Raw genomic sequence first — 13,180 nt, forward strand, 5'->3', positions numbered from 1 at the left:
TAGAAATAGAGTAGATACAATGAGGACGTAATTTGAGAATTGGTTTAAAGTTTTTAACGCAAAGTTTTAATTTAAATTCCTTTATATGTTAAGAAAGCAAAGAGGAATCAATAAATTGATTTTATGAAGCTAACGTTTTATCCATAAGCTTCATCAGCGATGTATCGCATTTCTTTGCAGCCTAAAATAAGGCATTAGTATAAAAAATCTTTGCGTTTAAAATCAAAACTATTCAAAATTAAACGTTCAAAAAGTATCATCTGTATGACCAAAAAGCTTCAAACCGCGAAAGCATTGTCCATTCAGAATAGGCAGGTCTCCTGACTTGTAACAGTTTTTATCATCCTTCCCGCTTGCGCAGTGGATATTCATGGACAAAAACCCTTGTTGTGTTACTTACAGTTGCGCAACAGTTCGTGATTCTCACACGATTCCCTATTAATCTACGTTATGTAAAGCCTTTTCTGTTTGATGAAGGATGTTAAAGAACAAAATCTGGGATAAAGGTATTGATTAAAGTGAATTGATTGGTTATTGTATTTAAATTAAGGATATAGTTCTGTATAAACTTTATTTTAAAGTCAAATATTCTGTACATTTGAAAAAAATAACCCCAAAAAGAATATTATTCTGTGGAAAGACTTGATGAAAAGGATCTTCAGCTGCTTAGAATCCTGCAAAAAAACGCCAAACTAACTGTAAAGGAACTTGCTAAAGAAATTAATCTTTCGCCATCACCCGTTTTCGAACGGATGAAAAGGCTGGAGCAGGAGGGATACATCAAACATTATGCAGCCGTTCTGGAAGCCGAAAAACTGAATCGGGGTTTTACGGTTTTTTGCCAGATCAAACTTAAGATCCATGATCGTTCTGTGGGAAATCAATTTGTTGAAGATATCTTACAGATCGACGAAGTGGCTGAATGTTATAATATTTCCGGAGATTTTGATTTTCTGCTCAAAGTTCAGGTAAGGGATATGAAGCATTACCAAGATTTTGTATTCAATAAATTAGGTTCAGTAGATTCAATTGGTAGCGCACACAGTACGTTTGTGATGGCTGAAGTGAAGAATATTTATGGAGTGAATATCTAAAAATAAAAACAGTACCCCACCGGGTACTGCCATTATAATTTTTAAATCATTCAATTTTTGCATCATTCATTAAAAAATCACGGCTCATCACAATCTTGCTTCAGTTTCGTAAAGACCTTATCGAATTTTTCGTAGAGCGTTCCTTCATCATCCGGGTCTGGCCTGAAACTGCCGTTGGCACAGTTATAGAAGCCGAAACCTATCAATTGAATCAGTGCATAATCATCTTTTTTGGGATCGTTGAATTGAGCCTTGAATTTATCTATTACTAATTGCGGATCAGCATTATCCTTGCTTTTAGCTTCGACGAATTTTTTCCAAACTGTGTACATTTTCTGTTTGTCAGGAGAAGAAACAGCATCAATATATTCTTTGCAGGTAGTATAAAACTTGCTGTTTTTTAAAGATGCAGGATCAGAATAGGCGATAAGATCTTCTTTTTTCAGCTGATATTCGTTTTCAAAAGTCTGAATCGTTTCCTGGTGAAGTTTTTTCCACTCCGGAAGATTGATGACCTGTATACCGTACAGTTCTTTTTTCTTTTCCTGGTATTGTTTTTCCAGTTGCTGGAGATAGATGTTTTTATTTTTCCGGACATCTTCAAGATCAGAAAGTTTAAAAACGGTATGATTGTCAAACAGACCGCTGTTGAATTGATACAAAAGCTTATTAACGCCGTCTATTTCCTCTTTCTTGTATTTTCCCGGATCGAAATACCCTTTATTGTCACAGTTGAAGGTTTGATAGGTGTACAATACCAGATTACTGGTCTTGGTGGCTTGTTTCTGTCCCATGACTGCTACAGAAAGAGCCAGTGAAAGAGTAAGTATTAATTTTCTCATATATTTTGGTGTACGGTATTTTTTAAAAGGTGCTTTTTGAATTTGACTGTAAAATTAATATATTAGATTTAAAACAGGAAGAAATGGAGTTCATCTAACGAATAAGTTTTAGATCATTAAGATTTTTTTGAGTTGTAAAGTGGAGTTAAGGTAAAAATCAGTTATTAGCCGTTATTACTCACTTCAATAAGGTTCATATCCGGATCGCGGAAATAGACAGATCTGATTTTCCCCAGAGCACCGGTTCTTTCGACGATACCTTCTATAATTTGAATGTTTTTCTGTTTCAGTTCTTCCAGCACCTCGTGAATATCCGTTTTTGCAATAAAACAGAGGTCTGCAGAACCACAGGTAGGTTTTTCTGCCTTTGGTTCAAACTCATGACCCTTTTGGTGAAGATTAATCTTTTGGTTCCCGAATGTCAAAGCTTTTCTATTTTCACCGAAAGTGATAGCCTTAAACCCTAGAATAGTAGTGTAAAATTCCACGGTTTTATCAATGTCTGCTACGGTAAGCACGATGTGGTCCAGGTTTTCTATTTCCATTTTCTTTGTTTTAATTAATTCAACGAATGATTTTGTGAAAATTTGTGTTTGAAATTGTGCTATTTGTGTTTTATTTTAATTACACTTATTTATAGGTCAGTATATTGTTTTTTAATTTTAAAACAATAGTTTTGATATAAATTTAACAACTATGGACTGGGAGCTACTTTTTTTCGTCTTTATTCTCCTGATCTTCGCAGGGATATCTTACCTTCTTACGCGTTTTTTTAACCGATGGACCGCAAAATCTCAATATAAAACTGCATGGAATGTGTTGATCTTCGTTGGATCATTGGCATTACTTCTGTTCACCTCATTTGTTATCTTTATCAATACCGTCAGTTTCGAGCGGTAATGTATTTTTACGTATAATAAAAAATGCTACAGAAAGATTGATTGCCATGGAAAGCCAGACATTCAGTCCGTAAAATAGTTCATAATCATACAGGTTTTCCTTATAGAACAGATTTTTTATAATTCTGAACGTAATAGCCGTAATAGTTACTGCATAGCTTAAGATCATATACTTTTTATGTCCGGCAATATGTCCTCTTTTAATCAAAAGAACAGCCTTAACCGTAAAATATGCCCAGAGAATATCCTGTAAAATAAATCCGGTAATTCCAATCATTCCACCATTTGAAAATAGGCCCAGTACAAAGCATGCCGGAACATTGATGATCAGAATATTGTAAACATACATCTTTCCTATCCATTGATGCAGCTTCCTGTTTTCCATTAAAAACCGATTCGAGAATTGGGTAAGCCCTGCCAGAAGACAAAGCGTGATCGAAAAAATATGAATGTAAAAAAAGGTCATCCAATATGGATTGCCAACCACTTTTTGCTTGAACATCAGGAAACCCACATTTTTATCAAAACCTGTATATTGGGAGATTACTTTCAGCATCAGGATGCTGAAAATCACAACGGCAGGGATGGCAAGTACCCTGATGATTTTTATCCCAAGAGATCTGTTCATCTGTTTTAGCGACTAATATTTTTACACATTATTTCAATAAAGCCAGTGCAGGCAATCATTTTTTTATAGAATACTTTTAATCCGTAAATGTTGCAACAGCATAATGGTTTTGGCATCCATGATCTCACCGGTATCTATCATAGAAAGTGCCTGATCAAAAGGAAGTTCCAAAACTTCAATGTTTTCACCTTCCTCTTCAAGTCCGCCGCCATCAGTGATCTTCATTTCAGCAGAATATTCCGCCGTGAAAAAATGCAGGATCTCCGTTACAGAGCCTGGCGACATATAGGCTTCAAATACTTTTTCTACTTTTGAAATTTTATATCCTGTTTCCTCTTCAGTCTCTCTTTTGATGCATTCCTCGGGATTATCATTATCCAATAGGCCGGCACAGGCTTCGATGAGCATTCCCGTTGTATTTCCATTGATGAAAGTGGGCAGCCTGAACTGTCTGGTTAAGATCACAGTCCCTGCCACTTTGTTATAAAGCAGGATAACCGCACCGTTTCCTCTGTCGTAGGATTCTCTGCTCTGGGTTTCTGTGGTTCCGTCCTTCTTGGCAATGCTGTAAGTGACTTTGTTTAATGTATACCAGTTATCAGAAAGAATTTCTGTTTTAAGAATATTGATGTTAGGAGTATGCATAGTTTTTAAAATCTTTTGAATAATTTTTTATTTGGTTTGATTGTGAATTAATAAATTTTCCAATGCTTTCTTCAGATCAGGAAACTGAAACTGGAATCCGGAATTCAGGATTTTCTGTGAAGAAGCCCGGGAACCTTCCAGCAAAGCATCTGCCAGTTCTCCAAACATTAGTTTTAGAACAAATGATGGTACATTAGGCATAAACAAAGGTTTCTTCAGAACTTCAGCGATCTTTTTCGTCAAATTTTCATTGGTGGTGTGTTGGGGAGATACTGCATTGTAAGCCCCGTCTATATTGGTGTTTTTCAAAGCTGCCTCATAAATAGAGCAGATATCATCAATATGAATCCATGGCATATACTGCTTTCCACTCCCTAAAGCTGATCCTATCCCGTATTGTATGGTTGGGAGCATTTTCTTTAATGCGCCATCTTCTTTGGAAAGGACCACAGCTGTCCTTATTTTGACCACTCTTTCGGCAAGATTCTGTTCTTTAAAATCATCTGCCGCTCTTTCCCATAAAACCACCACTTCGCTCAGAAAATCATTTCCGGGTGGATCTTCTTCCGTATAGATTGTATTGGTCGTTACCGTTCCGTAATAATTGATCCCTGATGCGGAAATGAAGGATTTAAGCTTGATATTTTTCTTTCTTAAAGTTTTCAATAGAAGTCCCGCTGAATCTACACGGCTGGAAATTAATTCCTTTTTTCTCTCATCAGTCCAGCGCTTTTCAGAAATGTTGGCTCCGGCTAGGTGAATGATGTGGGAAACATTGTCGAGAGCAGACTCATCGATTATTCCATTTTTGATGTCCCATTCAAAATCATGGTCATGCTTTTTCTTTCGGGTCAGGAATCTTACAGTATATTCTTTCTCTATTTTTTTAGACAACTCACGGGCGATCATACCGCCAGCACCAGTTATCAGAACGATTTCTTTCATAATACTCTATTTTTGGATGGTGTGGAATTAAGCCTGATTTCTTACAATCAGAACAAAATCTTCTTCTAAAAATTTATAACCGTAATCATAAATAAACCTGTATTCAGAGCCGTTTTTATAAACTTTCAGATTGGTGAAATAATCAAAATCAAAACCTAAGCCATCCATTCTGGATCTTGCAATTTTTGCTTTACCATCTGTATTCAGTTCCATAAGGATACGGTAGTTTTTGCGAAGTTTGTTATTTACATTCCGCATCAGATTGGTAGAATCTTTATTCTGCTTATTATTGTAGGCATTCCGGCAGGCATCATTGCAGAATTTTTTATCAGACCTTCCGATAATTTTTTCGCCACATTCAAGACATTCCATGTTTTTATTTTTTCATTTTGTGTGTATGCTCATGTTTTTTTCTTAGTAACCTTTTGAAACTGCTGTGGGAAGGGTAACTTCTGTTTGCGGTCATATTGTTGAATAATAAAGCTGTAATAAGAAGAATGATACAGCCTGACAGAACAGGAGAAAGAACGTACCAGTATCCAAGTTCAGGAATCTTTCCTACAGAACTCACCGCGATCAGCGCAGTGGCTCCTCCTGGTGGATGAAGCGTTTTGGTATATTGCATCAGGACAATAGAAAATGCTACGGCCAGCGGTGCAGAGAGCCAGATGATATCAGGAACAATCTTATAAATCGTAACTCCTACAATAGCTGAAATAACGTGTCCACCGACCAGATTTCTGGGCTGAGCCAAAGGACTCTGGATAGCTCCATAGATCAGAACACTGGATGCTCCGAAAGATCCGATCAGGAATATATTTTCTGTAGCAGATACGGAATGGGACTGGATAAAGGCAATGAGGCCAATTCCTACGAACGCTCCAAGAAATGACCAGAAATGTTCTTTGTAGTCAACGAGTGTTTCCTTATATATAACGTATTTTGAAACTCTGAATGTTCTTTTGATAGTCTTCTTCATTAATCTTCTTTATTTTTTATTATTTGAATTAAATTTTTTACAAACGGTTGGGTATATATTCCATCTTTATCATGATCAGGATCCAGAACGGTGATTTCTATTCCAAAGCATAGGGGAGAATGGACCAAAGGTTTCAGGATTTCCCTTAGATTATCATAATCGATTCCGTCTTCCATTCTGCTGTCTACGGCAGGCATTAGTTCATCATTCAGAACATCCACATCAAGATGAATGAAAAATCCAGCCAGTGCTTTGCTGTTGACCATTTTTAGAAAATCTTCTGCCGTTTTTCCGAAACCATTTTTTCTAAGCTCGTACAGATCAAAATAATGGATATCAGAATTGGTGATCTGTTGCACATATTCATCGTCATCTGTTTCTGCATTTCCGGCACAGTAGACATTTTCTTCCAAAAAGTAAGGCCTGAACCCTTGAATATTGGTTAATTTTTCATGTCCTGTTCCTGTAATAATAGCAAGATCCATTCCTGCGGCAGCAGAGGTTTCGGAAAGATGAGCCGGAATAAAGTCAGTATGCCCATCCAGATAAAATAATCCAAAATTTCCAAGCTTCTTTAAGGCGAGAGCAGTTCCTATCAGAATACTGCAATCACCACCAAGCATGATGCTGAACGTATTTTTCTGATGATTCTTCGAGATAAAATCTACCTGTTTTTGGGCATAGTCAATGATAGTTTCTGCATTTAAAACACCTGATTCCTGATCAGGTTCCATCAAATAGTCTGGTGCTTCCAGTCTGAAAATATGGTTAGGATTGATTTCTTTATGAAAATCAAATTTTCTAAACCAGTCCGGAAGTCTTTTTACACCGGGCTCATTTTCGTGATCCTTTTTTCTAAGCCCGAGATTGAGAGGGAATTCAAAAATATCGATATTCCTTTTCATAGATGATGTTTTCCCAAAGGTACGGAATTATCCGTTTGAAAACGGGTAAAACTATATGTAGCAATGTTTTTTCAATCGTTTTTAATTATAGAGGTCATTTAAACTTTTTTAGATTTATAAAATTTGTTCAGAGCTATAACCATAAAAGCGATATAATTAAAAGACTTCCAACTCGATACTGTTGTGTCAAAACGATTAAGCAATGATCGAAAACTATCTAACCAAGCATTAGTTCTCTCTATAGCATATCTTTCCCTATAATATCTTTGTCTAGTACTTGGTACATCATTGGCTTGCTTTCTTTTTTTATGTTTCGCAACACAAAAATAAGCAAGCCTTTTTTATAGGAAAAGTTTAAATGACTTCAGTACTATTCTTAGGATAATCAAGAAAAATAATGAAATTGTTTTAAAATTTTATTTGAAAGAAATTGATTGTTATTTTTTATTACTTGATTTAAAAAAGAACAGCTAATTTTTTAAACTTAAAAATAGAATATTATATATCGAAATGTATTGAAGTTCATATCTATATTTAATAACAAATGATTTAATAAAGATTTAAAAAAATATAAGACAACAAACGACTACAAGCGAATTTAAATAGTTTATAACCGATTAAGATGCTGCACCGTGACAATCTTTGCAACAGAGATTTGAGAAACACAGTGAACGTCTCTGATCTGAATTATTAATCTTAAAAATTTAAAGCTATGTCACTAAGAAACAAAGTAACATTAATTGGTTACACAGGAAAAGAAGTTGAAACCGTAAACTTCGAAAGCGGAAACGTAAAAGCAAGCGTGTCTCTAGCAACGAGCGATCATTACACCAATGCAAAAGGCGAAAAAGTAGAAGAAACACAATGGCACAATCTGATCGCCTTTGGAAAAGCAGCGGAGATCCTTCAGAAATACGTACCCAAAGGAAAAGAAATTGCTATTGAAGGAAAGCTTACGTACAGATCGTACGATGATAAAGATAGCGTTAAGCGATATATTACGGAGATCAGAGTAGATGAAATTCTTCTTTTGGGAGGTAAATAATTCTAAAAACACAAATGATGAAAGTAAAAGTTTTTAAAATCAGACTTCCTGAAGAATTTCTCTACAAAGATCAGAAAATGCTTGATCACTTTCTGGAAGCAAACGAAATTATAAAAGTGGAAACCGCTTTTGTAAATGATGAATCTTATTGGTCTGTTGTCCTGTATTTTGAAGAGCTGAAAACGGCTAAAAATATAGTGAAAGAACCAAAGGCAGTAAAATACTCTGCAGATAATGATGTTTTAAACTCCGATGAAGAGAAAATTTTAGATGCCCTGAAATACTGGAGATCAGAGAAGGCGAAAGAACAGAATCTCCCCACTTATTTTATTGCGAGCAACAAAGAACTGATGTCTGTAGCTAAGTATAAGCCTGTGAAAAAAGAAGAGCTGCTTGAGATCAAAGGTTTCGGAAAACATAAGATTGAAAACTATGGTGAAGAGATCCTGGAAATCATTGAAAGCGTCTGATTTTTTAGATTAAATAATGATTAATGCATCGAGAGCTGGGGAAGATTTCTTCCTCAGTTTTTTATGTTTCGGAAAAGTCCTTTCAATTCCTTATTTTTGCATATATCAAAATGACATACAGCAAATGAAGCCAAGTTTAGCAAAAGGAACGAGAGATTTTACAGCACAGGAAGTTTCCAGAAGAAAATATATCATCAATATTTTACAGAATAATTTCGAGTTATTCGGATTTCAACCGTTGGAAACGCCAAGCTTTGAAAATCTTTCTACTTTGACAGGAAAGTACGGAGAAGAAGGGGACCGACTGATTTTTAAAATTTTAAATTCAGGAGAGTACGCCTCGAAAGTGAATCAGGAAGACTGGGACAATAAAAACCATCAGAAACTGATTTCACAAATTTCAGATAAAGCCCTTCGTTATGACCTTACCGTACCTTTTGCGCGATTCGTGGCGATGAATCATGGAAAACTTACATTCCCATACAAGCGTTACCAAATTCAGCCTGTATGGAGAGCAGACCGTCCGCAGAAAGGAAGATTCAGAGAGTTTTACCAGTGTGATGCGGATGTGGTAGGAAGCGAAAGTTTGCTACAGGAAGTGGATTTGGTTCAGCTGTATCTGAAATCGTTTTCAGATCTTAAAATTCCTGTTACCATCCATATGAACAACAGAAAGATTCTTTCCGGTTTGGCAGAATATGCTGGTATTACAGAGAAACTGATTGAATTTACTGTGGCCTTAGACAAACTTGACAAGATCGGGAAGGAAGGGGTAGTAAAGGAATTATTGGAAAGAGAAATTTCTCAGGAATCTATTGATAAATTAGAATTTTTATTCAATCAGTCGGATGATGCACTGGAAAACCTTCTTCAGTTAAAAGAGAAGTTTGCAGATAGTGAAATCGGACTGAAAGGAGTGGAAGAACTTGAATTTGTCCTTACCCAATCTTTAAATCTTGGAGTAGATGTGCAGAACCTTGTGTTCAATATTACGCTGGCCAGAGGTCTGGATTATTATACCGGAGCTATTTTCGAAGTGAAAGCGGATGAGGTAGCGATGGGATCTATCGGCGGCGGTGGAAGATATGATAATCTTACCGAAGTTTTTGGAGTTAAAAATATTCCAGGAATTGGTGTTTCGTTTGGTTTGGACAGGGTTTATCTTGTGATGGAAGAGCTTAATCTCTTTCCAGAAGAAGCTTCAACTCAAGTAGAGTACTTGTTTGCTAATTTCGGAGGAGAAGGAACGGTAGAAGCTTTAAAACTGATCATGCAGCTGAGACAAAAAGGAATTTCTGCTGAACTTTATCCGGAAAATGCCAAACTGAACAAACAGTTTACCTATGCGGAAAAGAAAGGCATTAAAAACCTTGTTTTCTTAGGAGAAGAAGAAATTAAAAACGGAACGGTTACTTTTAAAGACCTTGCTGCCGGAGAACAGAAAACACTTTCTTTGGAAGCGTTTTTGAAATAAGCACAAAAAATGATGAAAAAAAACATTTTCTTTTTATCGATGAGCATTTGTCTTCTTTCTTGTAATGCTCAATCTATTTCTAAAAAAGATAGAGACAGAGTGATAAAAGAATTAGAATATATTAAGAAAGTTGATCAGGAATATGCAGGAATTCCTCCACAAATGTTTAAAAATAAATATGGTGAGAAAAATGCATGGAAGATATTTTTAGCTAAAAGAGATAGTATAAGTTTAGATAATCAGGAACGAATCAAAAAAATGTTTTCAAAATATGGTTATCTTGGCTTTGATAAAGTAGGAGAGGAAGCATCAAATAATTTTTGGATTTCAATACAGCATGCAGATAATGATATTGAATTTCAAAAGCAAATGTTAGATGAGATGAGGAAAGAAGTTGTAAAAAATAATGTACGTAGATCCGACTACGCACTACTGGAAGATCGAGTAAATAAAAATTTAGGCAAAAAACAAAGGTTTGGATCTCAGTTGGATTATAATAATTTAGAGCAAGCTGTTCCTAAAAATGGATTAGTAGATTCAATAAATATTGATAAATTAAGAAAAGAATTTGACTTGGAACCATATAAAGATTATCTCAATCGTATGACACAAAACCATTACAGGATGAATGAAAAATTGTTTTTAGAGAAAGGAATAAAATTCCCAAAACTCTATAAATAATCAAAAATAAAACGACTGATTATGAGTGAAAAATCAAGACTTGACGAAATAAAAGATGAGCTGGAGACATTAGATATCAATCCAACCATTTTTGCCAGAAAAGAAATTCATGCATTGCCGGAAGTACTTTCAGAGAATGAAAAAATTGTGTATCTGATTGAAGGAAGAAATAAATTGACCAATCATCATATCGTTTTAGTAGCCACTGAAAGAAGATTGATTTTTGTGGACAAAGAATTCATGTATGGATTGAAAGTAGAAGATTTTTCTTACGATAAAGTCAGCTCTATACAGTATGAAAAGTCTTTGATGCTGGCCTCCATAGATATTCATATCTCGGATAATATTCTTGAGATCGATAATGTTGGGAAATATTATGCAGAATTATTTTGTGAGAAAGTAAGAGGTTTTATGGCCCGTCCCAAAGAATATTTTCAAAGTCAATCCGAACCTACAGTTTTGGATCAGTTAGAACAATTGGGAAGACTAAAGGAAAGTGGAATTTTAACAGAGGAAGAATTTACTGCACAGAAGAAAAAACTGATAGAGAAGCTCTAAAATGAGATTAATGGAAAATATAGAATATCAGATCAGAAAAATGAATCCCGATCTTTTTTCATGGGCACAGTCAGAAATGAGTGACTTTTCTGATTTCAGAGGAAGTGTTTTCATCACAAAAGAAAAAATTGCTTGAAAGATTGTAATATTATCTTTCATTGTAAACACAAATTTGTAATTTGGATTAATGCAAATACTGTTTGGCATTAATCATTAAACTATTAAACATAAAACCAGATGAACACTGAATGTTCTTTATGCGGAGTTCCGCTTACATCCATGGATACCCTTTTAGGCGAAAATAAACTTTCAGATGGAGGAATTTTGTGTAATAAATGTCTGAATAAAGCTACTAATATCAATAAAGATCTTGTATCCGACCTTGGAAACTATAGCATTGTCCAGATCAGGAGTATGGTACTGAACGGAGGCGGTGAACAGGAGATGGCCATCGAAACTGAAGAATTTCAAACCATACAGATTGCCCAACCCCGAATTGTTGAAACTCCATCTCAAAGTATTCAGTTCACTTATACAGCAGACGCACCTTCGAGACTTGATGAGATCAAAGACCAAATCGTAGCTACAGGGGCTAAACTCAGCCTTTTCGTAGACAGTGAAGTAGAGGAATTGGTTAATGTTCTTGATAAAGACGAAAAACTTATCGCGATTGCAGAAGGGAAATATCTGTATAACAATCTGGAAGGAATTGTAGTATCAACAGAGAAAAGAATCATTTTCGTTGATAAAAAGTTTTTCGGGGGTGTTTTTGAAAATGAATTTCCGCTTCACAAAGTCAGTTCAGTACAGCATGATACGAGCCTCATGTCTTCAACGCTAAAAGTATATACACCCGGTTTTACGGCTGAGTTTAAACTTTACATAAAGAGTGCGGCAAAAAACTTCTTTGATGCCGTACAGAACTATATCGGCCGTTCTGAGGATCAGATCAGACTTCAACAGATGCAAGTGAAGCTGCAGCAGCAGCAAACGGTACCTCAACCTCAGCAATCTCAGCCGAATTCTGAATCGAAAGAAGCTCCCGCCGTGATTTTTGATCAGCTTGAAAAACTGGGAAAACTTCGCGAACTAGGTGTTCTTACCGAAGAAGAATTTGCCGAACAAAAGAAAAAGCTGCTGGCTAAACTTTAAAATATCATAAAAAATGAGCAATACCTGTGCATTATGCAACGCTGAACTGACGTCCATAGACACGCTTTTAGGCGAAAACAAACTTTCAGACGGAGGCAATCTATGTAATAAATGCCTGGATAAAGTAAGCAGTACCCATCAGGAACTTCTGTATAACCTCAATGCGTTTAGTATCAATGATATCAAAAGTCTTGTTCAAACAGGAAAAATAGAACCGGAAACAGAACAACTCCAAAAAAGAACAGAAGAAGTTCAGATGAATAGTTTGGTCCAGTTTATAGAACTAGGTGATATGCCTCATGATCTTTATAAAAGAAGACTGAAAGAAATAAAATATCAAATGGAGCAGATAGGCGCCAACCTTTCCATGTTTGCAAAAGGGGAAATCAAAGAATTGCCACGTATACTTGCCGTGGATGAAGTCATTTTGGCGGCAACAGATGCCCAGTTCTTAAAGACAGTGGATGCAGGCGTTTTACTTGTCACTCCCAAAAGGATTGTTTCTGTCTCAAAGGCTATGTTTGCACCGGTAAAGGTGAATACCTACCCCAATGAAACCATCACTGAAGTAAGTTTTGTAAGCAATCCGATATCTCCGGTTATTAAATTGCATACTGAAGATAAAGTCGTGGAATTTGAATGTTTCTGTGACAGACTGGATGCGGAAAGGTTTTACGGTTTCATCAACAAAATTTATAATCAGGTTAAAACTCAGCAGCAGATCGCTCCCACAAAAGAAGTACAGTCCAATCTTATTTTTGAACAGCTTGAAAAACTGGGAAAATTAAGAGAAAGTGGAATTTTGACCGAAGAAGAATTTGCAGAGCAGAAAAAGAAATTGCTGGATCAGCTTTCATAAATAA

Annotated in this window: 17 protein-coding genes, 1 pseudogene and 1 riboswitch; of the genes and pseudogenes, 9 read left to right on the top strand and 9 right to left on the bottom strand. The window is 35.8% G+C overall.

The features are described from left to right. Positions 1-293 precede the first annotated feature (293 nt). Positions 294-478, bottom strand: a riboswitch (cobalamin riboswitch). 154 nt (positions 479-632) lie between these two features. Beyond that, positions 633-1,094 (top strand): Lrp/AsnC family transcriptional regulator, encoded by a 462-nt coding sequence (locus tag HHL23_RS09995; RefSeq protein WP_169234667.1) that lies wholly within the window; start codon positions 633-635, stop codon positions 1,092-1,094. A gap of 77 nt (positions 1,095-1,171) precedes the next feature. Here HHL23_RS09995 and HHL23_RS10000 read toward each other — a convergent pair whose 3' ends face one another. The 9 genes and pseudogenes from HHL23_RS10000 to HHL23_RS10040 all read right to left on the bottom strand — a co-directional run. Then, complete coding sequence (locus HHL23_RS10000) at positions 1,172-1,936, bottom strand: hypothetical protein (protein ID WP_169234668.1); 765 nt, start codon at positions 1,934-1,936, stop codon at positions 1,172-1,174. Positions 1,937-2,100: 164 nt separating this feature from the next. Further along, complete coding sequence (locus HHL23_RS10005; RefSeq protein ID WP_169234669.1) at positions 2,101-2,481, bottom strand: VOC family protein; 381 nt, start codon at positions 2,479-2,481, stop codon at positions 2,101-2,103. A 313-nt stretch (positions 2,482-2,794) separates the two neighbouring features. After that, positions 2,795-3,463 (bottom strand): DUF2306 domain-containing protein, encoded by a 669-nt coding sequence (locus tag HHL23_RS10010; RefSeq protein ID WP_169234670.1) that lies wholly within the window; start codon positions 3,461-3,463, stop codon positions 2,795-2,797. A gap of 63 nt (positions 3,464-3,526) precedes the next feature. Further along, positions 3,527-4,108, bottom strand: coding sequence for a GDP-mannose pyrophosphatase NudK (gene nudK / locus HHL23_RS10015; protein ID WP_169234671.1), 582 nt, complete (start codon positions 4,106-4,108; stop codon positions 3,527-3,529). Positions 4,109-4,135: 27 nt separating this feature from the next. Continuing rightward, positions 4,136-5,053 carry a TIGR01777 family oxidoreductase gene (locus tag HHL23_RS10020; protein WP_169234672.1) on the bottom strand — a complete coding sequence of 306 codons (918 nt, stop codon included), beginning with the start codon at positions 5,051-5,053 and terminating at the stop codon, positions 4,136-4,138. A gap of 27 nt (positions 5,054-5,080) precedes the next feature. Further along, positions 5,081-5,425 carry a hypothetical protein gene (locus HHL23_RS10025; RefSeq protein ID WP_169234673.1) on the bottom strand — a complete coding sequence of 115 codons (345 nt, stop codon included), beginning with the start codon at positions 5,423-5,425 and terminating at the stop codon, positions 5,081-5,083. A 4-nt stretch (positions 5,426-5,429) separates the two neighbouring features. Next, a complete protein-coding gene (locus tag HHL23_RS10030) occupies positions 5,430-6,032 on the bottom strand; it encodes an HPP family protein (RefSeq protein ID WP_169234674.1) in 603 nt (200 codons plus the stop codon). Beyond that, positions 6,032-6,937, bottom strand: coding sequence for an arginase family protein (locus HHL23_RS10035; protein WP_169234675.1), 906 nt, complete (start codon positions 6,935-6,937; stop codon positions 6,032-6,034). The genes HHL23_RS10030 and HHL23_RS10035 overlap by 1 nt, the downstream gene beginning before the upstream one ends. 98 nt (positions 6,938-7,035) lie before the next feature. Beyond that, positions 7,036-7,197, bottom strand: a pseudogene (locus tag HHL23_RS10040) (IS5/IS1182 family transposase); the annotation flags it as partial. Between the two features lie 452 nt (positions 7,198-7,649). Between HHL23_RS10040 and HHL23_RS10045 the strand changes: the two are divergent. The 8 genes from HHL23_RS10045 to HHL23_RS10075 all read left to right on the top strand — a co-directional run bounded on the left by HHL23_RS10045 (position 7,650) and on the right by HHL23_RS10075 (position 13,176). Then, the gene (locus tag HHL23_RS10045; protein WP_169234676.1) at positions 7,650-7,982 is read left to right on the top strand and encodes a single-stranded DNA-binding protein; all 333 of its coding nucleotides are present in this window, start codon (positions 7,650-7,652) and stop codon (positions 7,980-7,982) included. 14 nt (positions 7,983-7,996) lie between these two features. Further along, positions 7,997-8,452, top strand: a complete 456-nt coding sequence (locus HHL23_RS10050; RefSeq protein WP_228464698.1) for an HRDC domain-containing protein — start codon at positions 7,997-7,999, stop codon at positions 8,450-8,452. A 124-nt stretch (positions 8,453-8,576) separates the two neighbouring features. Then, complete coding sequence (gene hisS / locus HHL23_RS10055; RefSeq protein ID WP_169234677.1) at positions 8,577-9,926, top strand: histidine--tRNA ligase; 1,350 nt, start codon at positions 8,577-8,579, stop codon at positions 9,924-9,926. A 9-nt stretch (positions 9,927-9,935) separates the two neighbouring features. Then, positions 9,936-10,607, top strand: coding sequence for a DUF6624 domain-containing protein (locus HHL23_RS10060; protein WP_169234678.1), 672 nt, complete (start codon positions 9,936-9,938; stop codon positions 10,605-10,607). 21 nt (positions 10,608-10,628) lie between these two features. Beyond that, complete coding sequence (locus tag HHL23_RS10065) at positions 10,629-11,165, top strand: PH domain-containing protein (RefSeq protein WP_169234754.1); 537 nt, start codon at positions 10,629-10,631, stop codon at positions 11,163-11,165. A gap of 10 nt (positions 11,166-11,175) precedes the next feature. Next, positions 11,176-11,301 (top strand): hypothetical protein, encoded by a 126-nt coding sequence (locus HHL23_RS22740; protein ID WP_262889233.1) that lies wholly within the window; start codon positions 11,176-11,178, stop codon positions 11,299-11,301. Positions 11,302-11,402: 101 nt separating this feature from the next. Further along, a complete protein-coding gene (locus tag HHL23_RS10070) occupies positions 11,403-12,317 on the top strand; it encodes a PH domain-containing protein (RefSeq protein WP_169234755.1) in 915 nt (304 codons plus the stop codon). 13 nt (positions 12,318-12,330) lie between these two features. Then, positions 12,331-13,176, top strand: a complete 846-nt coding sequence (locus HHL23_RS10075) for an SHOCT domain-containing protein (RefSeq protein WP_169234756.1) — start codon at positions 12,331-12,333, stop codon at positions 13,174-13,176. The last annotated feature ends 4 nt before the right edge of the window (positions 13,177-13,180 follow it).

Origin of the sequence: Chryseobacterium antibioticum, assembly GCF_012927325.1 — a bacterium.
GTDB classification, from domain to species: domain Bacteria; phylum Bacteroidota; class Bacteroidia; order Flavobacteriales; family Weeksellaceae; genus Chryseobacterium; species Chryseobacterium antibioticum.

Excerpts from the sequence above, each read along its gene's own strand:
- HHL23_RS10000 (WP_169234668.1), bottom strand. The coding sequence starts at position 1,936 with ATGAGAAAATTAATACTTACTCTTTCACTGGCTCTTTCTGTAGCAGTC.
- HHL23_RS10005 (WP_169234669.1), bottom strand. The coding sequence starts at position 2,481 with ATGGAAATAGAAAACCTGGACCACATCGTGCTTACCGTAGCAGACATT.
- HHL23_RS10010 (WP_169234670.1), bottom strand. The coding sequence starts at position 3,463 with ATGAACAGATCTCTTGGGATAAAAATCATCAGGGTACTTGCCATCCCT.
- nudK (WP_169234671.1), bottom strand. The coding sequence starts at position 4,108 with ATGCATACTCCTAACATCAATATTCTTAAAACAGAAATTCTTTCTGAT.
- HHL23_RS10020 (WP_169234672.1), bottom strand. The coding sequence starts at position 5,053 with ATGAAAGAAATCGTTCTGATAACTGGTGCTGGCGGTATGATCGCCCGT.
- HHL23_RS10025 (WP_169234673.1), bottom strand. The coding sequence starts at position 5,425 with ATGGAATGTCTTGAATGTGGCGAAAAAATTATCGGAAGGTCTGATAAA.
- HHL23_RS10030 (WP_169234674.1), bottom strand. The coding sequence starts at position 6,032 with ATGAAGAAGACTATCAAAAGAACATTCAGAGTTTCAAAATACGTTATA.
- HHL23_RS10035 (WP_169234675.1), bottom strand. The coding sequence starts at position 6,937 with ATGAAAAGGAATATCGATATTTTTGAATTCCCTCTCAATCTCGGGCTT.
- HHL23_RS10045 (WP_169234676.1), top strand. The coding sequence starts at position 7,650 with ATGTCACTAAGAAACAAAGTAACATTAATTGGTTACACAGGAAAAGAA.
- HHL23_RS10050 (WP_228464698.1), top strand. The coding sequence starts at position 7,997 with ATGATGAAAGTAAAAGTTTTTAAAATCAGACTTCCTGAAGAATTTCTC.
- hisS (WP_169234677.1), top strand. The coding sequence starts at position 8,577 with ATGAAGCCAAGTTTAGCAAAAGGAACGAGAGATTTTACAGCACAGGAA.
- HHL23_RS10060 (WP_169234678.1), top strand. The coding sequence starts at position 9,936 with ATGATGAAAAAAAACATTTTCTTTTTATCGATGAGCATTTGTCTTCTT.
- HHL23_RS10065 (WP_169234754.1), top strand. The coding sequence starts at position 10,629 with ATGAGTGAAAAATCAAGACTTGACGAAATAAAAGATGAGCTGGAGACA.
- HHL23_RS22740 (WP_262889233.1), top strand. The coding sequence starts at position 11,176 with ATGGAAAATATAGAATATCAGATCAGAAAAATGAATCCCGATCTTTTT.
- HHL23_RS10070 (WP_169234755.1), top strand. The coding sequence starts at position 11,403 with ATGAACACTGAATGTTCTTTATGCGGAGTTCCGCTTACATCCATGGAT.
- HHL23_RS10075 (WP_169234756.1), top strand. The coding sequence starts at position 12,331 with ATGAGCAATACCTGTGCATTATGCAACGCTGAACTGACGTCCATAGAC.